The 20,914-nt window shown below is 54.0% G+C and carries 22 protein-coding genes and 1 tRNA gene; 13 read left to right on the top strand and 10 right to left on the bottom strand.

The window, feature by feature from the left end; all coding sequences use genetic code 11:
- Nucleotides 1–401 precede the first annotated feature (401 nt).
- Complete coding sequence (locus AC2FF7_RS00640) at nucleotides 402–1,001, top strand: VOC family protein (RefSeq protein WP_481668628.1); 600 nt, start codon at nucleotides 402–404, stop codon at nucleotides 999–1,001.
- 302 nt (nucleotides 1,002–1,303) lie between these two features.
- Here the strand turns inward: AC2FF7_RS00640 and AC2FF7_RS00635 are convergent, their stop codons facing one another.
- Nucleotides 1,304–1,834, bottom strand: coding sequence for a GNAT family N-acetyltransferase (locus AC2FF7_RS00635; protein WP_481668627.1), 531 nt, complete (start codon nucleotides 1,832–1,834; stop codon nucleotides 1,304–1,306).
- A gap of 283 nt (nucleotides 1,835–2,117) precedes the next feature.
- Between AC2FF7_RS00635 and AC2FF7_RS00630 the strand changes: the two genes are divergently transcribed.
- The gene (locus AC2FF7_RS00630) at nucleotides 2,118–2,525 is read left to right on the top strand and encodes a (R)-mandelonitrile lyase (RefSeq protein ID WP_170353652.1); all 408 of its coding nucleotides are present in this window, start codon (nucleotides 2,118–2,120) and stop codon (nucleotides 2,523–2,525) included.
- A 190-nt stretch (nucleotides 2,526–2,715) separates the two neighbouring features.
- On the opposite strand, the gene AC2FF7_RS00625 is transcribed toward AC2FF7_RS00630, so the two are convergent.
- From AC2FF7_RS00625 to AC2FF7_RS00605, 5 genes are all read right to left on the bottom strand, one after another.
- Nucleotides 2,716–2,928 (bottom strand): hypothetical protein, encoded by a 213-nt coding sequence (locus AC2FF7_RS00625; RefSeq protein ID WP_480868542.1) that lies wholly within the window; start codon nucleotides 2,926–2,928, stop codon nucleotides 2,716–2,718.
- An 816-nt stretch (nucleotides 2,929–3,744) separates the two neighbouring features.
- Nucleotides 3,745–4,125 (bottom strand): hypothetical protein, encoded by a 381-nt coding sequence (locus tag AC2FF7_RS00620; RefSeq protein WP_480868544.1) that lies wholly within the window; start codon nucleotides 4,123–4,125, stop codon nucleotides 3,745–3,747.
- A 176-nt stretch (nucleotides 4,126–4,301) separates the two neighbouring features.
- Nucleotides 4,302–4,829, bottom strand: a complete 528-nt coding sequence (locus AC2FF7_RS00615) for a helix-turn-helix domain-containing protein (protein WP_480868545.1) — start codon at nucleotides 4,827–4,829, stop codon at nucleotides 4,302–4,304.
- Nucleotides 4,830–4,911: 82 nt separating this feature from the next.
- Entirely contained in the window at nucleotides 4,912–5,235 is a 324-nt protein-coding gene (locus AC2FF7_RS00610; protein WP_496905035.1) for a phage integrase central domain-containing protein, read from the bottom strand.
- Nucleotides 5,236–5,244: 9 nt separating this feature from the next.
- Nucleotides 5,245–5,619, bottom strand: coding sequence for an Arm DNA-binding domain-containing protein (locus tag AC2FF7_RS00605; protein WP_496905034.1), 375 nt, complete (start codon nucleotides 5,617–5,619; stop codon nucleotides 5,245–5,247).
- Nucleotides 5,620–5,900: 281 nt separating this feature from the next.
- Here AC2FF7_RS00605 and AC2FF7_RS00600 point away from each other — a divergent pair, with 281 nt between their 5' ends.
- The 7 genes from AC2FF7_RS00600 (at nucleotide 5,901) to AC2FF7_RS00570 (ending at nucleotide 11,774) form a co-directional block, all read left to right on the top strand.
- Complete coding sequence (locus AC2FF7_RS00600; protein ID WP_496905033.1) at nucleotides 5,901–7,127, top strand: tyrosine-type recombinase/integrase; 1,227 nt, start codon at nucleotides 5,901–5,903, stop codon at nucleotides 7,125–7,127.
- Nucleotides 7,127–7,798, top strand: a complete 672-nt coding sequence (locus AC2FF7_RS00595; protein WP_496905032.1) for a hypothetical protein — start codon at nucleotides 7,127–7,129, stop codon at nucleotides 7,796–7,798. The genes AC2FF7_RS00600 and AC2FF7_RS00595 overlap by 1 nt, the downstream gene beginning before the upstream one ends.
- Before the next feature lie 99 nt (nucleotides 7,799–7,897).
- Entirely contained in the window at nucleotides 7,898–8,122 is a 225-nt protein-coding gene (locus AC2FF7_RS00590; protein WP_496905031.1) for a helix-turn-helix transcriptional regulator, read from the top strand.
- A gap of 367 nt (nucleotides 8,123–8,489) precedes the next feature.
- Nucleotides 8,490–10,463 (top strand): phage/plasmid primase, P4 family, encoded by a 1,974-nt coding sequence (locus AC2FF7_RS00585; RefSeq protein WP_496905030.1) that lies wholly within the window; start codon nucleotides 8,490–8,492, stop codon nucleotides 10,461–10,463.
- On the top strand, nucleotides 10,448–10,849 hold the full coding sequence (locus AC2FF7_RS00580) for a hypothetical protein (RefSeq protein WP_496905029.1): 402 nt from the start codon (nucleotides 10,448–10,450) through the stop codon (nucleotides 10,847–10,849). The genes AC2FF7_RS00585 and AC2FF7_RS00580 overlap by 16 nt, the downstream gene beginning before the upstream one ends.
- Nucleotides 10,850–10,978: 129 nt before the next feature.
- Complete coding sequence (locus AC2FF7_RS00575) at nucleotides 10,979–11,515, top strand: hypothetical protein (RefSeq protein WP_496905028.1); 537 nt, start codon at nucleotides 10,979–10,981, stop codon at nucleotides 11,513–11,515.
- The gene (locus AC2FF7_RS00570) at nucleotides 11,505–11,774 is read left to right on the top strand and encodes a hypothetical protein (protein WP_496905027.1); all 270 of its coding nucleotides are present in this window, start codon (nucleotides 11,505–11,507) and stop codon (nucleotides 11,772–11,774) included. The genes AC2FF7_RS00575 and AC2FF7_RS00570 overlap by 11 nt, the downstream gene beginning before the upstream one ends.
- A gap of 221 nt (nucleotides 11,775–11,995) precedes the next feature.
- Here AC2FF7_RS00570 and AC2FF7_RS00565 read toward each other — a convergent pair whose 3' ends face one another.
- Nucleotides 11,996–13,402 (bottom strand): metal-dependent hydrolase family protein, encoded by a 1,407-nt coding sequence (locus tag AC2FF7_RS00565; RefSeq protein ID WP_271950340.1) that lies wholly within the window; start codon nucleotides 13,400–13,402, stop codon nucleotides 11,996–11,998.
- A gap of 170 nt (nucleotides 13,403–13,572) precedes the next feature.
- Between AC2FF7_RS00565 and AC2FF7_RS00560 the strand changes: the two genes are divergently transcribed.
- The 3 genes from AC2FF7_RS00560 (at nucleotide 13,573) to AC2FF7_RS00550 (ending at nucleotide 17,487) form a co-directional block, all read left to right on the top strand.
- Nucleotides 13,573–14,637: an AraC family transcriptional regulator gene (locus tag AC2FF7_RS00560; RefSeq protein WP_271950342.1), complete on the top strand. Its 1,065-nt coding sequence runs from the start codon at nucleotides 13,573–13,575 to the stop codon at nucleotides 14,635–14,637.
- Between the two features lie 1,837 nt (nucleotides 14,638–16,474).
- Nucleotides 16,475–17,164: a hypothetical protein gene (locus AC2FF7_RS00555; protein WP_170469384.1), complete on the top strand. Its 690-nt coding sequence runs from the start codon at nucleotides 16,475–16,477 to the stop codon at nucleotides 17,162–17,164.
- A gap of 74 nt (nucleotides 17,165–17,238) precedes the next feature.
- Nucleotides 17,239–17,487: a ParB N-terminal domain-containing protein gene (locus tag AC2FF7_RS00550; protein ID WP_039524390.1), complete on the top strand. Its 249-nt coding sequence runs from the start codon at nucleotides 17,239–17,241 to the stop codon at nucleotides 17,485–17,487.
- On the opposite strand, the gene AC2FF7_RS00545 is transcribed toward AC2FF7_RS00550, so the two are convergent.
- The 3 genes from AC2FF7_RS00545 to AC2FF7_RS00535 form a co-directional block, all read right to left on the bottom strand.
- Nucleotides 17,479–18,492 carry a fatty acid desaturase gene (locus AC2FF7_RS00545; RefSeq protein WP_480771128.1) on the bottom strand — a complete coding sequence of 338 codons (1,014 nt, stop codon included), beginning with the start codon at nucleotides 18,490–18,492 and terminating at the stop codon, nucleotides 17,479–17,481. The two genes, AC2FF7_RS00550 and AC2FF7_RS00545, sit on opposite strands and share 9 nt — an antisense overlap.
- A gap of 72 nt (nucleotides 18,493–18,564) precedes the next feature.
- On the bottom strand, nucleotides 18,565–18,771 hold the full coding sequence (locus AC2FF7_RS00540; RefSeq protein ID WP_170328727.1) for a cold-shock protein: 207 nt from the start codon (nucleotides 18,769–18,771) through the stop codon (nucleotides 18,565–18,567).
- Between the two features lie 670 nt (nucleotides 18,772–19,441).
- Nucleotides 19,442–19,531: transfer RNA gene (locus tag AC2FF7_RS00535), tRNA-Ser, on the bottom strand.
- Between the two features lie 468 nt (nucleotides 19,532–19,999).
- Here AC2FF7_RS00535 and AC2FF7_RS00530 point away from each other — a divergent pair.
- The gene (locus AC2FF7_RS00530) at nucleotides 20,000–20,911 is read left to right on the top strand and encodes a FecR family protein (protein ID WP_496905026.1); all 912 of its coding nucleotides are present in this window, start codon (nucleotides 20,000–20,002) and stop codon (nucleotides 20,909–20,911) included.
- Nucleotides 20,912–20,914: the final 3 nt, after the last annotated feature.

Below are 20,914 nucleotides of genomic sequence, written 5' to 3'. Positions count from 1 at the left end.
CTCTGAACAGTTGGAGAAATACCGTTCCGGGCTCGTCACCGTCATCCGAGTCGTTCAGTCAAGAATTTGGATGCTGAAAGACTGCTTCTTCTTTCGTCCCGCTTTCTCTTTTGCACCCGCAGCAACCTCCAGTCGCGTCTTCGGAGACACGAGCCACGGCCGCGAACTGCAGATACCAGTCGTTTAAGCCGGAAAGCCGTACGTCGGAAAGGTCCGCAACTCGGTCATTCGTGCACCACGCAGCGAACGACTGCTCCGTGTCCAGCCCACACCGGATCTTAACACTATCTGAGGTTTACGACGGATTAGGCGCAGTACTGCCCATTGTTATGTTTTGCTTGAAGGATCTCTTGGTGATTTAATGCAAAGCACCGTTCACTTCGGAAAAACAGAAAGTCCAAATGATCATGACCAGTGAGCTTCGCAAAATTCAAACGCAAGGTGTGCATCATATCACCCTTACGGGCGCTGACAGGCAGACTTCCATCGATTTTTGGGAAGGCGTTTTGGGTATGCCATTCATCTTTGATCAACCAAATCTCGATCGTCCGACAGAAGGCCATCTTTACTTCGATCCCGGTGATGGGCGGCTGATAACGATCTTCACCAATGAGGACCGCAAACTCGACCCCACGCATGTACCCGAGGCCACAGGATCACTGCATCACTTGGCGTTCAACGTGAGCCAAGCGACCTTCTGGCAAGTGCCCAAAAGGCTAGACGCGCGCGGTGTCGAACATTCCGGGCCGGTCGATCGCGGTTTCATGGACTCGATTTATTTTCGCGATCCTCTGGGGCTTCGCATCGAACTGGCGAGCTACCGGTTCGAACCACCTGAGGGCACTCGACATGCAGATGTAATGATCGAAGCCCACCGGATCCGGGTGGAGCGGGGCGCTCACCACATCGACAAGGAACACCTTGCAGATGCCATCGAGCTCCTTGTGGAGCGGGGCCAGCAGTCCCTGTCACCTGACCGTGGTCCGCGCAATCCATACTGACTGTAACGTGCAAAATTGCACTATATTCAACGGTGCGCCCTGATTCAATTATGCGCCGCAGCAGGTCATCGTCGAAATCTTAGGTCCACAATAAAGAGCCAGACCGCTACCTGTCACAACAAGGCCCGCCGCATGACAGCCCGGGCGCCATTCATCGCACGTTGCAAGGCGTTGGCACATACAAGACCGAACCAAAGCAGGCCTTCGACCAGAGCTTAACGAATAGCAGCTTCAGGTCTGGGTTGTCGCGAGGCTGCGAATGGCTCATGTGTTTGGGAAAGCTGGCGGCTTCGGTACAATCCTTAGTCCGCTGGCTTTAGCGAACGCTCCATGAAGTAGACATATTGTCGCCACTCATCCGGAAAACCCGGGGGGTGCAGCATATCGACGAAACCAGCGCTCTCATACATCGCTCTTGCATGGGTCAAGAACTTCGCCGAAGAGAACACTACTTTTTCATAACCATCCGAGATCATCTGTTCGAACATTCTCTCCAACATCAATCGACCCAGACCATGGCCCCGGCCTTTTTCACTCACGAACATGCGGTTGAATTCAGCGACACCTGGACCGGCCTCAGCGTACATGACACATCCTGCGGGTTTCCCATCTACCGAGGCGATAAGGATGCCACCTCGCGGACGTGCATGCAGTTCGGGCAAGGCGTCAATCACTGCTTGGAACTTTTCGGGGTCCATCGGATGGTCGGGCCCTTTCGGTCGCCAATCGACGGGATAGTTTTTCCAATGCCAGTCCAACCACTGACGGCATAGTGCACGTGCGGCTTCGATGTCGACCTCATTAGCGGCTATCCTAACCAAAATATCAGCCAATATTGCCACCCCACTGCTCAAACACACTCCAAACAATCCCGTCGAAAGTGAAAGAAGTCAATCGAATGCCCATTATGGAAGCAGACCTTGGTTTGCAAAACACCTAACGGCAGCAAAGTCCCGCAACTCGGACGTAGGTCCCGCTCAAACCTATGACCGGTTCCAATCGCGCTATGGGCATTCGACAATGAGGCTCAGATTACCGCGTCGAGCCGGCCCGCTTCTGGGTTTGAAATCGGAACTCTGCTAAGTCCCCAAGAGCAACGCAACAAAGGAGCACATCATGGAGATTCACCGCGCCGGGGACCGGCCCTCTCAATTCCCCGGTAATGAGTATTTCACCGGCACCGTCCGCTTTGATCCTGTTGTAACAGGGAATGATCCCTCGCCGGTCAAGGTCCTTACTGTGACTTTTGAGCCCGGCGCACGGACAGCTTGGCACACGCACCCTGCCGGTCAAACGCTGCATGTTTTGTCAGGCTTGGGGCTGGCTGGGTCTGAGGGGCAGCCAGTGCAGGTGTTGCGCCCTGGCGATACGGTGTGGTTCGCGCCAGGAGAGCGGCATTGGCACGGCGCGTCGCCAGACTGTGCGATGACCCATCTGGCTGTGCAGACGTCTGTTGAGGGCAAGACTGCGGATTGGATGGAGCATGTTTCGGACGAGGATTACAGCGCAGCGCGCGCAGAGTGAAGCGCTTGAACCTTACCGAGCGGCTCGCCGCGGAGTGACCCCTCTAGGGCTTTGTCCTGACCAATTCTACGCCCATATAAATGGATGCAGCAAATCTTTCGCCTCCAGAGCGCGGCCGTCGTTTCGCCCCTGAAAGACCCTTACTGCGTGTTTTAACTTTTCCGGCTTTCTGGCCTCATCAGCCAGCAATTTACCCTGCAAAATCCCATCGCTGCAGAACGTCTCTCGCCCGGGCCATTGACTGCGCGTTGGCCACAAGGTCATGCGCTCCGTCGCGCAACTCCTCATCGAGCAGAAAAGCCTCCTCGTACCCACATGCATTACAGGCGGCTTTCTCACCTGTAATCACCGTATCCGGCGATCCGCATTCTGGGCATCGTGCCTGGACGTCATCGTTGAACATATAGCGACCCCTCCTTTGTTTACCGATTGCCAGAACCGGGTCCGCCCGCCAACATAGCTGATTGGCGCATCCGCTTAAACTCGTCTGGGGTAACGGTCCCACTGCTGACATCGATACCTTTTGGGATGCGAGCTCTCTTGTGTCCGATCGCGCGAACGCTGCCCCTTGTTATCTCCAGACAGGTCGACTCGTAACATGTAAGCCCGCTTGTGTTGATTTGGATGGCAGTCTGACCGTTCGCATCAGTTACCAATGGGGCCTGGGACGGTGGGTTGCAGGCTGAAACCAGCAATGCGAACCCAGAATAAATCCATCTGTTCATATGAAATTCCCTTTTTCTCTAAAATAGGCTGGCAGCGGTTCAGTCAAATCTGTCGGGTGTCAGCTTCGAGCGCATAGAAGCCCCTCACGAGTATCATCGCTTGACCGAATGGAGTCCACTGTAGCAGCCTGCGGTCACACTTGCTCTGGGGTGAGAAGGTCACAACAGATTCCATGTAGAGCTTGTACATCGGGCAATGGGCAAGAGAAGGCTTTCTGGCTCCCCACCAAAATTTGGGTTGGTGATGGACCTCTGAAGGTAACCCAGTTGCGATTATCAACGTGTCGTAAAGGCTGAAGCGCTCCAGTTGCGATATCGATCCAGGTGCGAGACCGAAGATTGACGGGATATGAATTACTCAATAATTTTCTGATAAAACTTCCACACAGAAAAACGTGGAACAGTCTGCCTAACTTTTGGTGCTGCTTGTTGATCAAAGGCTGCTTTCTGCGAGATAGCAGCCTCCAATACTGAATATCCGTTACGCTTATGCTCTACGCGAACCGATCAAATGGATTGTATTCCGCCTCTGTTTCAGGAACCTGAATATTGCTGCGGTTGGTTGGGCTCCCGCCCAATGCGCTGACGTGTAAACGAAGTTCTCTCAACAGCGCCGCGCTGAGGTCCTGTTGGACCTGTACTCGAGCCCTCAGGATACACGCCGATTCCAACAAGGCACGGTCGCTATGAACCAACCAAGGCAATTCCTCTGCAAAGGCGCGCCAGACAGCCTGTTCCGTCTCGTTGAGATAATCCGGTGGCCCCCCGAGCTCGCCCAGACCTTCCGGTTCGTTCCGTCCTCTGTACCGCTGTGGGTCTTTCTTTGCGGCGCCTATCAGGATCGCCTTGCCAAGTGGTGTCTTTGGTCTGGGCATTCTGTGCCTCGAATTTCTGAATTGCGGATATGTGTAAACAGCGGGTGGGTCGGTGTGCAGAGCGAAAGCGATGATGATTGACCTACCCCCCTTGGGTTGGGATGCTCTGGCCTGCTCCTTAGTCGACCTTCATTCTTCCTCCGTATGTCTCTTTGCTTCTCACAGAGTGGTTAGTATTAGCGTTCCAAATCAGAACCGACCGACCGGAGAGAAACCGGCCTGACGGGTTCTGAGATGGAACCATCAGAGGTCTTAGGGTTCTCGAACAAAACCACAGAGGATGCTGACGGGTCCGTCTCAGAACCGCGTTTTGTTTTTTTGGGCTGCCAGAACCGCCAGTCGTTGGTGGCGGCTTTCTTGCCGGATCGGGTTTGCGTCGCCTTGGTCGTCAACCGCCACTCGTGGGCGCGCCGGTGATACCAGTTGCCTTCGCGCTCCAGCACAAGGAAGCCTTTGTCCTGCAACTCCTCGAAAGCACGCTGAACCGTGGCCTTGCCCAATCCCAGTATCTCTGCTGCTTCATTCATCGACAGAAAAACCTTGCCGTTGTTGCCGCCGTTGTAGCGGGAGTGAAGCTCCAGCCAGAGCTTCACTGCAGGACCGGACAGAGCCCGCCACGCCGGGGACTTGATCATGGCGTAGGGCAGATAGACGAACTGGCCCTCATCCGACCGTTTGCCATTGGGAGACCGCCGCCCACTCATCGCGACACCTCCGCTGGAAAATGCTCGGGCAAGGCATCCAGTTCGGGGATGTGACAGCCGACATGTACCCGGACGAGCCGGGTTAGGCCGGATTTGGACGCACAGCACCCGAGCGTGTCTCATGCCGCTCCACCGGTCGGAAATTGGGGTCTCTGACGCTGAAACAACCATTGGATACCGTCCCGGCAGACAGAGACGCAGTAGATACCATAGCGAAAGAGTTCACCCTGGTAGTTCTCAGCGGTTTGGACTTTGCCACGTCGAGCACCGTCTTGATCCGCTGCGACAGTCGCTTTGCGGTTTCGTGTTTCTCGGTCCAGATGGGGGACAGGCACATCAGCACTTCAGGCTGATCAATGCTGTCCACGGGCATGCGACCGATCTTGGGGAACGCATAGTCACGCAAGGTATTGAGTTATTGCTGGCCATGCTTGGCATTCTTCCACGTGGGCAGGCGGTCAATGTGAACCTGGCGGCTGAGTTCTTCGAAAGTAGGTACTTTACGTTGGGCATTGAAGCGCGGGCTCAGTCCGGACTTTGCCATTCTTCGATATTCGAGGGCTCTTTCTCGCGCTTGGTTCAGAGTGACCACATCAGCGCCGCCTAAACCGAAGTCCGTTCTCAACGGTGCGCCCTTGCGGTTCTTTTGCCCTTTGACCGTTACACGCACAATACAGCGCCGTGCGCCCGAGGGATCGACAACAAGGTAGAGACCAGACCCGTCGCCATGACGACCCGGACAGAGATTCTCCACCAAATTCTTTGTCAGCTTCCCGCTTAATGCAGCCAATAAAATACCACAAAATATACCACTTAATGAATCACACTGAAGGTAATTCAGTAAAATTCAAGTCTGCGCTAAGAGACAGTAAATGCTTATTATCTATTAACTTACAGTAAGTTAAACATGCCACACTAACTCATCAAAATGGGTAGATGGCGGAGACGAAGTCTGCCGACTTGTGATCCAACAATTTCCAATAAGTTCTAAACAACCTTTGTCATATAGGTAATTGGTTCTTACAGGTTCCAAAGCCACCTCCCATATTCCAAGAAATAATGGGGGATGATATGGCGGACGCAACTAGCGCTAAAAACGAGCAGCGGCTGAAAAGCGGCAAGCACCCCGAGAAAGCTCTGTCGGCTGCGTTTGTGCGAACAGTTTCAGAACCCGGGAAATATAACGATGGCCACGGCTTGTTTCTTCGCGTTGACAATACCGGCGCCAAACGTTGGGTGCAGCGTATCGTCATAAAAGGCAAGCGAACAGAGCTGGGTTTAGGGCCGTTGTCACTTGTGCCGCTTGCCGAAGCCCGCGAGGTAGCACTTGAAAACCGCAAGATCGCACGTTCGGGTGGCGATCCTTTGCGCGCAAAACGAGAAGCTCAATCTGTGCTGACGTTCGAAGAAGCAACACGCAAGGTGCACGAAATACATGAGCCGTCATGGCGGAACAAAAAACACGCTGCACAGTTCCTTTCGACTCTACAAACGTATGCGTTTCCACGCATGGGTCGCATCAGGGTTTCAGATGTCAGCACGGCAGACGTTCTGGCAGTCTTACAGCCAATCTGGTTGGAAAAACCGGAGACCGCGCGACGTGTGCGCCAACGCATCGGCACGGTATTGAAATGGGCGATCGCTCAAGGTTGGCGTCAGGACAACCCCGCACAGAACATCGGATCCGCGCTGCCGCGGCAAGACAAGACGCAGGCGCACCGCAAGTCGATCCACTACAACGAAGTTGCTGGTTTCCTCGAAGCATTGACATCATCGGGAGCATTAATGTCGACCAAGCTGGCTTTGGAGCTTGTTATTCTTACAGCGGCGCGATCCGGCGAGGCGCGGCTCGCGCGCTGGGATGAGATCGACATGGAACATGCTGTCTGGACGATCCCCGCTGATCGCATGAAAGCAAAGAAAGAACATCGCGTGCCCTTGTCGCCGCGCGCTTTGGAAGTTTTGAAACAGGCGAAGCAGCTTGACGACGGGTCCGGTTTGGTCTTTCCGGCAACGAAGGTGGGGCGGCCGTTGTCCGACAACACGCTATCCAAGCTAACGCGGGAAATGGGTTATGATGCCCATGTCCACGGGTTTCGCACATCGTTCAAGACATGGGCACAAGAGCGCACAAACTTTCCGCGAGAAGTTTCCGAAGCTGCGCTTGCGCATACCATCCGGGATAAAGCCGAAGCGGCCTACGCCCGTTCTGACTTATTCGAGAAGCGTCGAAAGATGATGGAAATTTGGGCGGCTTTTCTTTTGGAGACGAATGCCGATGTCGCGAGGATCGGCTGATGTTTTATGTAAATGGATGGGTGCCACTTCGCGAAGTTTCTTTGACAGTGTCTAGGAGGCGTTTGCGAGAACACAACGAAACACTCAAAACGAGCGACCCATCGATTCCACAAATCGACACTAGTGTCTTACGATATGCGGATATGCTTGCAGAAATTTGGGAGATTTGTGATGGCGCTAAGAAAGTCGGCGTCCTGCTAACAAACGGAAAAGTTGTAAATGCGTCGAAAGAACTCGTGCGTGACGATTTTTTCGACGGGCAGTCTACAGGAAACAAGTACGTTGATCTATTCGATGGGACGGTCGGCTCCGGGCTACTTCTTGATAGAGATGGTAATCCAATTGAATCTGGGCACCACGACGTACTTTGCATGAGATACGGACCATTCTTCGGATTGCCGGTTTTGTTATCTAAAGAGTGCTTAGAGGTTGCAAAAACAGGAGGCTCTGAAGCGAAAAAAGTCGACCTTGATAAATCTCCTAAAGGCATATCTCAGGCCATTATCAGACTATTCGATGCTGGAGAAAAGCTCACTCGAGCCGACTACAAAGACGCTCTAGCACCCGACATCTCTGGACGCCAATTTCGCCTAGCTTGGGACATGGCGCGCGCTGAAAGATCAGAACTGTCCAAACCCGGGCGTAGACCCTCAGAAGAAAAAGAAACCTGACACCGTATCGAAACGCTTTGTAATTCGCGCAGGCTATTTTAGCCAAGCGCCATCGCTAATTTACCCAGCATGTTCCACTGCAACACAAGGACATGCGACATGGCACTGAGCAGTACACAGACACACGAGCGCTTCCAGCGTCGTCCGATGGTCGAGGAGATGACAGGTCTTTCCCGGTCATCGATCTACGCCAAAATGGATCCGCGCAACCCACATCATGACCCTGACTTTCCAAAGCCGGTTCGGCTAGGAAAAAGAGCGGTGGCATGGCGCGAAAGCGAGGTTCTTGCCTGGATGAATGGCCGTGAGAGTACTGCGGCATGAAACGTCCATCTGAGAACCCGCTCCTCGAAATCTCTCCATTTGCAAGCGACGGCGGCCAGCTGATTGGGCGTGATCCCCGGAATATTCCTTTCGAAAACTGGCGTGGGCATCCTTTTAGGACGGGCTTGGCAGCAATTCGCGCCAAGTGCTTAGACTGTGTTTACGAACCTAGCGAGGTGCGCAAATGCGTCCAGACCCAGTGCCCACTCTGGCCGCTTCGTATGGGGTGTGTTCCCAAAGCCTACAGAAAAGGCGCAATGAGGGCGAAAATGTCCGCTAATTCGTCCGGGGCTACTACCCTAGCCGAAGAAGCCCAGGCTAAACAAAAACCAGACGATGAGGCGGAAAATGAGGCGGAGAGAGCGATATGACCGCTATTATGCCAATCGCTCAACAGCCCAAGCTCTCTTGCAACCACCTGCTTGCCAGAAAGCTCGCCGGAGCCGGTCTGCCCGTGTTTCCTTGTCTGGAAGAAGATCGCGGCGCAAAAAAAGCTAAGGCGCCTTACACGTCGCGCGGGTTTAAGGATGCGACGACGGATATGGCCACCATTGACCAATGGTGGCAACGCCATCCGGGCGCAGTCGTCGGTTTGCCGACCGGGAGTGTTTCAGGGTTGTCTGTCGTTGATGGCGACATTGACAAGAAAACCGGAGAAGCCGTCGGCGAAGACCAGATCAAGCAACTGTCGCTGTCGCACCCGGATGCTGTGAAGGTGCGCACGCAATCGTGCGGCGTGCAGTTCATCTTCAAGCATGTCGAGGGCGCCCCCACTTCCAGCAAGAAAGCGGCCAGCCATGTCGATACGCGCGGCGATGGCGGATACATCATCGCACCCGGTTCGATCATGGCCAACGGGGCGACGTACGCCTATGAGGGCCGAAACCTATCGGCCGCCTTTGAGGCCCAAGACCTGCCCGGCTTCCCGCTCGATATCTATCATAAGGCTGTCTTAGCAAAGGCGGCCGCAACACAGGGCCAAACCTCATCAGCGTCAAAATTCGCAATCATCGATGGCGGCCCAACTCATGCGACGGATGTTGAAACGCTGGAAGCAGCGCGCGCGTTGCTCGCGGCCGCACCGAACACTCTGAGCCGCGAAGACTGGGTTAAGCTTGCGGTCTCATTGCGCGTTGGTTTCGGCGACACGCTGCGCGATGACTTCATCGGCTTTTCAATGAAATACATTGGTGGCGATTGCGCAGCCAAGGACGCTATCGGAGTTTGGAACTCGTCGGGCAACCCGCACAAAATCACCTCCATCGCACCCGCTCTGGCCTTGCTTAAACAGGCTGTTGGTGACGCGGAAAACAAAGCGATCTGGCGCAGCGTTCTTGGCAAACGGCCACCGTTGTCTTATAGCGGCATGTCGCAACCCGATGTAGCTGAATCCGGCGACTTGAGCCATGATGCCCTTGCCATCGCACTCGGGAAGAGCGGGTGGAATGAAGATGCGCGTTACGTTGTAGCCTGGAACAAGTGGCTGTTTTGGACTGGCACGCATTGGGCGATCGACGATCGCCTGCAGCACATGACATTGACGCGGAATTTCTTGCGACAGCGTGCGGAAGAACTGATCGAGCGAGCCGAGAGCGACAGTCAGCGCAAACGGGCAGAAAAACAGGCTGATGTCATCCGTGGGAAAACTACTGTCGCGGCGGTCGCAGATTTTGCCCGCTCAAACCCGGCAAGCGCGGCCAGCCCCGACGATTTCGACGGAAACCGAATGCTACTTGGCACGCCGGGCGGAACCGTCGACTTAAGCACCGGCGAAATGCGCGCGGCGCGTCGAGAGGACATGATCACGAAACAGACCGCCGTGGCACCAGCTCCCGCGGGTACAGAACCGTCGCTTTGGGTGCAGTTTCTGCATGACGTCTTTGAAGGCGACGCAGAGGTTATCTCATTCATACAGCGTGCGGCTGGTTACGCGCTGACTGGCATGACCAGCGAGCATAAGATGTTGTTTCTCTACGGCACCGGTCGGAACGGAAAGTCTGTCTTCCTCAACACGCTCTTCGATCTTTTCGGCGACTACGCGCGTCGCGCTCCGGCGTCGATATTCCTCAACTCTAAGTTTGAGCAACACTCCACTGGTATTGCCGGTTTGCAAGGAGCGCGCCTCGTCGTCGGCTCCGAACTGCCAAAGGGCAAGAGTTGGGATGAAGCGACAATCAAAGACTTGACCGGTGGCGACAAGCTAACGGCGCGCCTGATGAAGCAGGACTATCTCGACTTCGATCCGCAGCTGACGCTCTTTATTGCCGGAAACAACATGCCGTCTTTTGCCAGCATCGACGAAGCATCCGAGCACGGGTTGTTCTGGTGCCTTTCACCGTGACGATCCCGCCCGAAAAACGCGACAAAGCGCTGTCGGACAAACTGCGCGCAGAAGCACCCGCTATTCTGCGGTGGGCAATCGATGGAGCGCTGCAATGGCAGCAGCGAGGGCTCGATGTGCCGGACAGCATCACAGCCGCGTCTAGCGCGTACTTTCATGACGAGGACATTCTCGGCCAGTTTCTCGAAGACGAAACCGACGCAGACACGGGCAGTTTCGTCACAAGCAGTGCCTTGCATCAGCGCTTCGTGCAGTGGTGCGAGCAGCAACGACTGCAGCCCTGGACACAACACACGCTGCAAAAGGAGATGAAGAGCCGGCAATATGTCAGCACGCGGCGCAACACCGGGCGCGGGTTTCTGCACCTGAAATTGAAGTTTGGGTGACGGAAGTGACGCTTTTCCCTTTATGCGACGTACGCGCGAGATTCCGAATAAATCTCAGATACGTCGCATATAGCTGGAAGCGACACTTCCGTCACTTTCGTCACTTTTCCCAAACATGGAGAGTTGGTCATGAGAGAGATTGAGAAAGACAAGCCGCCGAAACATGACCTGTTCAGTTTCGAGCGAGACGAAGACGGAAAACTGAAAGTTATGCAGCACGGCGAAGATGCCCTGAACAAGATCTTCGGCAGCGAAAGCCCCGCAGTGAACGAAGGTCTTTTCCTTCAGGGCTACACGACGTTGAAGCCCGCAGAGGTCGAAGACGGGACACACGACATGCGGGGCTTCATGCCAGCCATCGTTCGTGAAATTGCGCCACGTGACGGTGTCGAGCGTATGCTAGCGGTACAGATGGCAACAACACACGTTGCGTTGATCCGGCAAGGTGGCCGCATGGCGAATGCCGAGCAACTCCCTCAGTTCGAGGCGCATGAGCGCGCGTACAATAAGCTTGCCCGAACCTATACGGCCCAGATTGAGGCGCTGCGCAAGTACCGAAACGGCGGCAAACAAACAATCACAGTACAGCACGTCAATGTCGAAGATGGCGGGCAGGCCATTGTCGGCAACGTCGAGGCCCGGGGGACCGTCGCGCATGAAAAGTGACGACAACCCCATGAGCAAGGCGCATGCAGCTCCGAGATGCACAGCGAAGTCCAAACGAACGGGCAAGCGGTGCAAGGGTCCTGCTGTAAATGGGTGGACGGTATGCCGGTTCCACGGTGCACGCGGCGGTCATGGCACTGGCAAAGCCAACCCAGCGTATAGGCACGGCATGCGGACGCGAGAATGGCAAGAAATGCGCAAGGCGATCAACGATCTGGTGCGGATAGAGAAGGAGATCGAGGATCTGATTTCCGATTAATAGCGACCTCTCAATGGCGGCTTAACGTTCCAAACCAGTCATCTGACAAAATGACTTAGATGACCGCTTCGAGCCCAAAGTGACGGCTACAGAGGGACAGGTTGAATGTCCGCTAAAGATGTTTAGCACATGTAGAAGGCTCTGAAAATCAATTCACCGTAACATTCACAGGGGCGAGGTCGCGCAGGGTGGCCGAGGTAGGCCACCACCCTGCGCTATACTCAGTTCAGAGTATTCTTGTAGATCACGCCATCTTTCATGATCAGTCGCATCGTCGGGATGTCACGAGGACGCGGTTCGGCGTCGTACCATTTCTCGTTGCCGCCGATGACACTGATGTCTTCAAGAGGGTTTCCATCGACAATGAGAACGTCGGCGTAAGCGCCTTCGACAATCACACCAAGAGGACCTTCGAGGTAAGGGTTGGCTTTTCCCGAGTATGCCAGAAGCTCCCCTGCCGAAGAGGTTGCCGCAACAAGCATCGCGTGGTTTCCAAATAGGTGGGCATGGAACCATTTCTCATAGTCCAGCTGGGTTCGCAGCAACTCTCCCGTGGCAAACACGACGTCGGACTGAAAGGCCATCTTAGGACGGATCGCCTTGACGTTCTCGACGAAGTCCTTGGATTGATCGGTCGCAAGTGCCAGCTTGTCCTGATTTGCCTTGGTTTGCAGGCCGGGATTTTGTTCCAGATAGGGCGAGATACCGGTCATCTGCGAAACAAGGAAAACGTCATTGTCTTTCATGAGCTGCAGCGTCTCGGGGCTGGCGAAAAACCCGTGCTCGATGCTTTTTACGCCGGCCTCGACGGCCCGCACGATCCCTTCATCCGAAAAAACATGAACGCCGACATATGTGTCCCAATCGGCGGCAACGCGTACTGCTGCGTCAAGTTCTTCGGGCTGGTATTGCAGAGTGTGCAGCGGATCCAGGATCGAGGCGACGCCGCCCCCGGCCATCAGCTTGATCTGCGTTGCCCCCTGGGACAGGTTCTGCCGTACGGCTGTCATGACGCCATCCACACCATCAGCGACATATGTGATGCCGAGCCGTTGCGCGCTGCTGTCATTGGCATAGGGCGGCAGGTTCGGGTTTCGCTGTGACGCGTTGCGAAAATCACCATGCCCCGAGGTTTGCGACACAAAGGCGCCACTCGGGTATATGCGCGGCCCTTCAACCAGCCCCGCGTCAACAGTTTTCTTCAGACCGGAACCTCCGCCACCCATTTCGCGGACGCTGGTAAACCCGCTGTAGAGATACTCGTTGGCCATATGCGCAGCCCGAGGACCGATTTCGTCCCACGCGCCACCCTCCATGCCGCCAACACCACCGGGCATGTTCATGTAGAGGTGCGTGTGCGCATCAATCAGCCCAGGCATCAAAGTGCGTCCATCGCAGTCAATCTGGTTTGCCCCTTTTGCCTCAAGCGACGTATCGCCGACAGCCGAAATCAGATTGCCTTCAATCAGAATATTTTGCCCTTCAATCAAGGTTTCGGTGAGACCATCAAACACCGCACAGTTCGTGAATAGAACCAGTGCCGGTGAAGCCTCTTCCTGAGCGAGCGACGACGTAGCCGTTGCTGTCGCGAGCAAAACCCCCGCAACAGATTGTAGAGTAATTTTCATTTCCATCTCCCATTGGATCAGCCCCCCCGCTCGGGGCGTTTGAACTGAGAGACAGTATAACGAGTGACGGAACTCTCGCCTGTCTTCGAGGTGCGCGAAGGACAGTATTTTGCCCCATAGGGACAATTTTGAGCAATTTTTTTCCCTTTTAATTGTTCTGCGTCGCTAGAATGAAACTGAACATCAAAGCGAACCCTGGATCGATGAAGCACACTTTACCACTCGTAAAACTGAGCGTTTTGCGCCCCTTCGCCATGGAACTCCGCGAATGCGGCATTGAGCCGGAACCAGTGTTCGAGAGCGTCGGATTAACTGAGAGTGCAATCTTTGAGGCTGACCTCTCAGTTCACGTCATGGTCATCCACCAGTTTGTCGAGAACGCCGCCAAGTCTGCCGAAGATCCCTTTTTTGGGGCCCGCGTTGGAAGCAAACTCGATGTTCAGGGTTGGACGATACTTGAGGACGCTGAGGCGCGCGCGACAACGGTTGGAGACTTCCTGTCGATCTTTATCGCGCGGTCCAACGAGATTGCCAGTTCTGTCACAGAACATCTTAATATAGTCGGCCAAACTGCAGTTTTTGGAGAGACGCGATCTTTTGCACCCCAAATTCTGCCCGCTCAGAACGACGCATTCATGGTGGCGCTCGGCTTGGCCGTTCTCCGGCGGGCTCTACGCAACCGGCTGGACCCATCGAAAGTAACAGTTACTGTAAGCGACCCCAAGGTTCTGCCATCGGAATTCGACCTGATGCACCCAATGAAGGGGAACAGAATGGGGTTCAGTATTCACTTTCCGTCGTCTTGGTTGTCCCTAAAACTGGATCCTGCGTCATCCAGTTTAGCCACGGAGGAAAAATCCGGCACGGCTGCCGACGGGTTTGTTCAATCTTTTAGGCAAATGCTCCGGGCGCACATCGAACAGATTGACCTTAGCGCTTCAAAATGTGCGGCTCTCGCATCGATGAGCCAGCACAAGCTGAAACGACGACTAGCTGAGAACGGGACCAATATTACCAACGAGATAAGCTTCGTGAGGCAGCAATACGCAAGAGAGGTTCTAGTCACGACCAGTAGGTCGGTTTCCGATATCGCTACAGCGCTGGGGTTCACGGATGCCGCCAATTTCGCTCGAGCCTTCCGCCGCGCAAACGGCATGACGCCAACCGCTTTTAGAAAATTGCAGGAAGTCGAGAACGGCGAAAAAACTGAGTTGCTCGCCGAACCGGACACTTAACCTGGCGGGTTCAACGGCGGCTTCGTCCGCAGAGCGGAAATTGGCCCAATTTTGCCCAACGTCCGGTCTTGTTGAAAGCAGACATCGAAAACAGAAGAACCGGATTCGTGGACTAGAATGTCTGCTTATGCCGAAAGCGGTCGCTCCGGAATACTTGCGCAAGTTCCGCTTTGCGGGACATTGCTGCCATCCGCATTTTTACTCCAAAGGACCGCAGTCAGCCCAAAACGGACATTCACAATTAGACTTTGCAATTCCCGAGAAGCGTAACAGATCAACCATTTGCTCGCGCCGCGAGTGCTTGCGCAGCATCAGTTCACCGGAGCGGCACGAATGTCGCTGCGTTGCTGCTGATGACGTCAGGCCAGTCATTCATAGCCACGAGGAAACCTTGATCACGTACCGCTCTTTCGCCGCACTCAGGCTCGACAAGAGAGACGCGGACTTAAGCTGCCATTCGCTGCTGGTCCGGCCCCAAAACCCTACAACAACCGATTAATGCCAAGTAACTTCTTTCGGCGGTTCACCAGGCTACTTGGTCACGTGCTTGTTTCAAAACCACCTGCCTTGGCAGAACTAGCGTTGCGACGAGGGAAACTTCCTTGACTCTATTCTGGCTAAGGACCACAAACGTGCATTGGTAAAAATTACTCGTCGCCGCGATGCTGCCGGCTTCGATGATCCAATGGCCTTCAGACTAACTGTAGCATGTGCCCCAGCGTAGGAACGGGTTTCGCTGGGGTCTTCGCTATGAGCTCGTTCCTCGCAAGCATTCGCAACGGTCACCTGACATGCTCCAGTCATCGCGTGACCCATCAAAGAAGGCGCCGTATGAACAGAACATGGCTCATAAATCGCGTGCGCGATGCCGGATAGATCAGGTCTCAGGCTCCGTTTCAATCTGTCACTCATCGTGTTTACGCGCTGCATTCTTTGTTTGATCCCGACACTCTTAGTGTTGCTCTCAGGAACGCCGCTTCCTGCCCAAGTTGCAGGAAATGCCGAAGGATCGGTTTGTGACGAAGGTTTCGAAAACAAGAACGGATCCTGCCAAAGAACAGACGTACCAGAAAACGCATATTTGACGGGTAGCTCCTACGGCAGCGGCTGGGAATGCAATCACGGTTTTCAGAATGTCGGAGAACTTTGTGAGGAGATAAGAGTTCCTGAAAATGCCTATCTTGCATCAACCGGAGATCAGTGGGAGTGCAATCGGCTGTTCCAGCGTGTCGGCGCAGAATGTGAAGAAGTGATTGCACCTCAAAATGGATACGTCGAAACCCGGTTTGGCGCGCAGGAAATACACTGTGACTGGGGATTTCGTAAGGAGGGCCAGGATTGTGTTTCGATTAATGTCCCGAGCAATGGCCGCCTGACTGACAAAAACAGCGCGGATGGTTGGGTGTGCCTCAGAGGTTACAGAGCAACGGAGAGCGGTTGTGATCCTGTAGCTGTTCCACAGCATGCATATCTTGCACCTGAAACTTATTCCGGATGGAATTGCGAACGTGGTTTTCGCGCAAACCGGGACAGGTGCGTTGCGATCCTTGTCCCTTCAAATGCTCACTTAAATCGAAGAGGTGATGGTTGGGAATGCAATCGGCCGTTCACACGACAGAACGATACGTGCACCGAAAATGTGCCGCGACAATAGGTTGGTGGAAATCAATCTCGCCCGACATATCCGGAAGGACCAAGCCGTGAACCACAACTCGATAGACGAAAACTTGGGCAAAATGCTCAAAGCCGAAAAGGCTCATCGCTGGTCCTACAGGGTTAAGATGTTTATCGCGTTAGCGGTTTTTGTTGCGGCGATAGTTGTAGTGGTGTTTTTCTGATGCGTAAAAATGCCCCTCAAGTGACCCTTCCGGACTCAAAGATGTCAGCTCGTGGTTTGGAACAAAGAGCATTTCAGGACCGCAGTGTTCGTAAGACGCGGAACGCTGACGTATCCGGGGTGATTGAAGAAGAGTTTGGAAAGTACTTGATCAAGGCTGGCATTCTGAGCGGTAACAGCGTCGCGCGCGCATTCCCCAAGCCACCAGCTAAAACGCAGGCAATGATTGCCGATGCAGTCGGCGAAACACCAGCATTGGCCATTGAAACCTTAAAAGAAATTCTCGAAGAACGAGACAGGAAACGTAGCGGTCAACGCCGTTTGGAGGGAAACTCTGGCACCTTCGTTCCCAGCGAAAGAGAATATGCCGAGGCTTTGCGCCAGATCAGGCTCACCCCTGCGCAGGTCACAATGCTCAAAGCACTTACAATCGCAGGCAAGGAAGGTCTGACCATTGGTCACTTGTCTCAGGCGGCCGGTTACAAATCCCGCGAGGCCTCCATCAAGGTCTTCAAGAAAATCGGACTATTGATCGCAGAATATCTGGAACTCGCACTTCCCGAAGCCGGATCGGCACAGAATGACGGTGCTGCTCAGGTAATCGCATATTCTCACGTCGAAAGTGACGATGAACCAGCTACTTGGATCATGCATCAGGAACTGCGCGATGCTGTTCGCTCGGTTCTATGACGTGCGTTCCAGCCCCCGCTTTTGTAGCGAACTCTGAACCGGAACAAATGCACGAAAGGTTGCTGACGTAGCTTATGTTGGAGAAAAGACCATATCCGCTCGACCTGATCTATGTACCTGTGAAACGGGCGAAAACGCTTGATCAACAAAAAGTTCTGACACTGGCCGAAGATATTCTGAAGAACGGCCAGAAGACCCCGATCCAGATACGCTCGGACAACAAGAGGTTCGTGCTGATTGAAGGCCTTCACCGATTAGAGGCCATTCGCGCCTTGGGCGGTGATACGGTCGAAGCCTATCTGGTCCGTGCCAGACTACACTAAATGCCTATTGGAATTGGCGTTCGACAAAGCTTCGGAAAATGTCAGCAGACGTTGACTTTTTTCATCCCAAAGATGCAAGCGTGCACAATGAAAGCTCTCATTTAGAGTAATACGCTGGCAATTTTCCAACTCAGAATGGTCACGCAAAACCTCGTTTAGCCGATAAAACGGTATGCGGCTGGCCAGGTGGTGAACATGGTGTACGCCGATATTAGCAGAGAACCACCGCAGGATGCCTGGTAGGGCATAATGAGAACTTCCATAGAATGCGGCGCTCTGAAGATTCCACCCCTCTTCCCGTTCCCAGGTCGTGTGCTCAAACTGGTGTTGAATATAGAAAAGCCAAATACCAATCGATGATGCGACAATCATGGTTGGCAGGAAAACATATACCAACACCTCAAAGCCTCCGGCCCAAAAAACCAGAGCCAATATCCCTGCAATCGCGACGTTTGTTCCCATCGCACTTGCCCAATACAGCCAGCCCGACCGCATGAAACCAAGAGGTAAGCGGTTTTGAAGGAAGAACGTATAGACCGGCGCAACACCGAACAGGAAGATGGGATTCCGGGTCAGACGATAAGCGGCACGCCCGAACCACTTCCGCTTCAGGTATTCTTCAGTGGTCAATGTAGGGATGTCACCCATACCACGCCGATCAAGGTTACCGGTTGAGGCATGGTGAATCGCATGGCTTTGCCGCCAAACGTCATAGGGTGTCAGCGCAAGGACACCCAAAACCCGGCCTGTCCAATTGCAAACGGTACGGTTTCTAAAGAAGGATCCATGACCACAATCATGCATAATGATAAAGATACGGACCAGAAACGCGGAATTCAGGATGGCCAGTAGTATTGCGATCCAGACACTAAAAGATAACGCAAACCACGCTAGGGCCCATAGCGCGAATAAGGGAACAACAGTGATCGCAAGTTCAAAAACACTGCGCTTCGCATCGGCAACACGGTATTGCGCGAGCACCCGCGTCCAATCTTTAGGTTGCAAGTTACTTGTTCTCCAACGGCTTATAGTAGCCCATTGTTCAAAAGGGCACCCGAAAAGGGTGCCCTTAAAAGGTCAGGCGAGTGCCAGATTGGCGGCGCTTTCGCGTCCGTCGCGGCCAGCTTCGACGTCAAAAGTAACCTTCTGACCGTCTTTCAATTCGCTAAGGCCGGAACGTTCGACTGCTGAGATATGTACGAACACGTCGCGCTTGCCATCTTCAGGCTCGATAAAGCCAAAACCTTTGGTCGAGTTGAACCATTTTACTGTGCCATTTGCCATGGTGGAAGTCTCCTAATACTTGCCGCCCGCATCATTGCGGCGACTCGGCGTGGTCGGTCTGAATCGAGAGACTGAACGCCGAATTGGGGAGACAGCAGGTCGAAAAAGAAAAACGTAAGCCTGATGTATATGGACTTCGAGTACGCCTGATACAAGCCTTGATGCTTCGAAGGACAACAGAGGATCTGAGTCTGTCTGGCTTAGAACCCGAAAAGTTGAGATGACGCTGTTGCTCTGCGATCCAAACGCGAAGGCGGCTTGGGTAGGCAGTACAAAAGATCAATGACCGCTTTTGAGAATCTATCCTACTACATCCGAGACAGCGATAAGCGTCAGTTTTGATGCCGTAGCGAGACTTTGCAAAGTCTGCTTTCTGCGCATTGCTGTCATTGGGGCATCGAGCAGCATCGGTCAAAGTGGGCTCGAAGCAGTCATCTGAGTCTTTTGGTCAGGTGACCGCTTAGGAGCGGATAGCGGACGTCCAGTCTTACAAACTCTAAATTTCGACCATGTAAGAATTTGATTATCCACGCGGTCTAGTCCCTTCATGGCCTATTGTCAGACCCGCCCCTACCTCGCCATTCAAATTCAAAATGGAGGACAAAATGGGGGGTAGAAAAAAGATTAAACAAATTAAGAGTTTGATTATAATCAAATAAATCAGGTCAAATGGCGGAGACGAAGGGATTCGAACCCTCGAGACGGTTTCCCGCCTACTCCCTTAGCAGGGGAGCGCCTTCGACCACTCGGCCACGTCTCCGTTGGCCGGTATATCCCTGCCCGGCGACCAGTTACAAGGCGATTTTCCCAGCTGTTGTTATTTTTCTAACTTACGGCCCAAAGGTGGCATCAGAATTCGTAAAAGACACACCTAGTTAGCGTAAGTGCGCGCCGAGAAACCGTTCCAACGCATGACGCCGAGTCGGGTGTGGAAGCAGGGCGAGTCAGAAAACTTGCCAACAGGACATGGTTTAAGGCATATTTGCTTATACATATTTAAGAAACCGATAAGATTAAATTTAATGGGGGCAAAACCGGGCAGTGGGCGTTCAGCCCATTTCTAAGCTATTGGGGGTATATAAGCTTGGCCTGGTTAAAAGTATTTTGCGTTGTGTTGTCTATTTTGCTTGTACCTGTGCAAGTCTGGGCCAACATAGGAAAAGTCGTCGGTGTCAAACAAGGCGCACAAATCGTCAGAAGCGGAGAATCACAGCCCTTACGGTCCGGTATGGAGGTCGCGTCTGGCGACGCCATAACAACCGACCAAAATGGATTGGTTCAATTGATATTTGTCGATGAAACCAAAATAGCGATCGGACCGAACGCCAGCATGGTGCTTGATGTGACTATGTTGCGCGGCAAGCAAAAAGCAAAGTCCTTTGCGGTTCAGGCATTGGGCGGTAGTTTTCGCTTCATCTCGGGGAAAAGTAAGAAAAGGGCATATTCCATCCAAACCCCGACAGCCACCATGGCCGTTCGGGGCACAACGTTCGACATGTGGGTTGTTCCCGGGACGCAAAGCGCAATGCTGGTTTTGGATGGCACTGTTCGAATGTGTGGCCTCGGCGGTACATGCCGCTCCACTGGGCGACAGTGCAGTCTGTTCGCGACCACTCAGCGCGGCAATGTTGGTCGACCTATAGATCAGGAACAATACGAGTTGGCGCTGAAGACCGGCTTTCCCTTCGTCCAGTCTCAAGACGAACTACTAAGCCCGCTTAAAGTCGGGATTGGTGGCTGCGCAGCTGAATCCGTTCCATTGCCACCTATTAAGTCCGACGCACCGACACCGCGACGCATCCGGCAGCAAGCAAAAATCACTGCTGCCCCCCGTGCAGACCCACCGGCAGCTGACCCCCCCGCCGCCCCTGAGCCACCTGCGCCGGAACCACCGGCACCCGAACCACCGGCACCCGAACCGCCGGCACCGGAGCCGCCTGCACCCGAACCGCCTGCACCGGAGCCGCCAGCACCGGAGCCTTCGGACCCAAAAAGCAGGTCGGGTCAGGCTGATGGTTCTAACCCAGCGGGTCGGGGCGGGCCATCTGGTGGGGTTAACAACCCCGGACAGGGCAAGGGGCCAGGGCACGGGAAAGGTCATGGTCGCGGGAAAGGTAAGCGAGACAGGGGCGACGCTTGAGTA

The organism is Ruegeria sp. YTSC325, assembly GCF_059609525.1.
This window is presented reverse-complemented; position numbering and strand designations above follow the sequence as displayed.

Coding starts and splice junctions, on each gene's coding strand:
- AC2FF7_RS00640 (WP_481668628.1), top strand. CDS start 402: ATGATCATGACCAGTGAGCTTCGCAAAATTCAAACGCAAGGTGTGCAT.
- AC2FF7_RS00630 (WP_170353652.1), top strand. CDS start 2,118: ATGGAGATTCACCGCGCCGGGGACCGGCCCTCTCAATTCCCCGGTAAT.
- AC2FF7_RS00625 (WP_480868542.1), bottom strand. CDS start 2,928: ATGTTCAACGATGACGTCCAGGCACGATGCCCAGAATGCGGATCGCCG.
- AC2FF7_RS00620 (WP_480868544.1), bottom strand. CDS start 4,125: ATGCCCAGACCAAAGACACCACTTGGCAAGGCGATCCTGATAGGCGCC.
- AC2FF7_RS00615 (WP_480868545.1), bottom strand. CDS start 4,829: ATGAGTGGGCGGCGGTCTCCCAATGGCAAACGGTCGGATGAGGGCCAG.
- AC2FF7_RS00600 (WP_496905033.1), top strand. CDS start 5,901: ATGGCGGACGCAACTAGCGCTAAAAACGAGCAGCGGCTGAAAAGCGGC.
- AC2FF7_RS00595 (WP_496905032.1), top strand. CDS start 7,127: ATGTTTTATGTAAATGGATGGGTGCCACTTCGCGAAGTTTCTTTGACA.
- AC2FF7_RS00590 (WP_496905031.1), top strand. CDS start 7,898: ATGGCACTGAGCAGTACACAGACACACGAGCGCTTCCAGCGTCGTCCG.
- AC2FF7_RS00585 (WP_496905030.1), top strand. CDS start 8,490: ATGACCGCTATTATGCCAATCGCTCAACAGCCCAAGCTCTCTTGCAAC.
- AC2FF7_RS00575 (WP_496905028.1), top strand. CDS start 10,979: ATGAGAGAGATTGAGAAAGACAAGCCGCCGAAACATGACCTGTTCAGT.
- AC2FF7_RS00570 (WP_496905027.1), top strand. CDS start 11,505: ATGAAAAGTGACGACAACCCCATGAGCAAGGCGCATGCAGCTCCGAGA.
- AC2FF7_RS00565 (WP_271950340.1), bottom strand. CDS start 13,402: ATGAAAATTACTCTACAATCTGTTGCGGGGGTTTTGCTCGCGACAGCA.
- AC2FF7_RS00560 (WP_271950342.1), top strand. CDS start 13,573: ATGAAACTGAACATCAAAGCGAACCCTGGATCGATGAAGCACACTTTA.
- AC2FF7_RS00555 (WP_170469384.1), top strand. CDS start 16,475: ATGCGTAAAAATGCCCCTCAAGTGACCCTTCCGGACTCAAAGATGTCA.
- AC2FF7_RS00550 (WP_039524390.1), top strand. CDS start 17,239: ATGTTGGAGAAAAGACCATATCCGCTCGACCTGATCTATGTACCTGTG.
- AC2FF7_RS00540 (WP_170328727.1), bottom strand. CDS start 18,771: ATGGCAAATGGCACAGTAAAATGGTTCAACTCGACCAAAGGTTTTGGC.
- AC2FF7_RS00530 (WP_496905026.1), top strand. CDS start 20,000: ATGGAGGTCGCGTCTGGCGACGCCATAACAACCGACCAAAATGGATTG.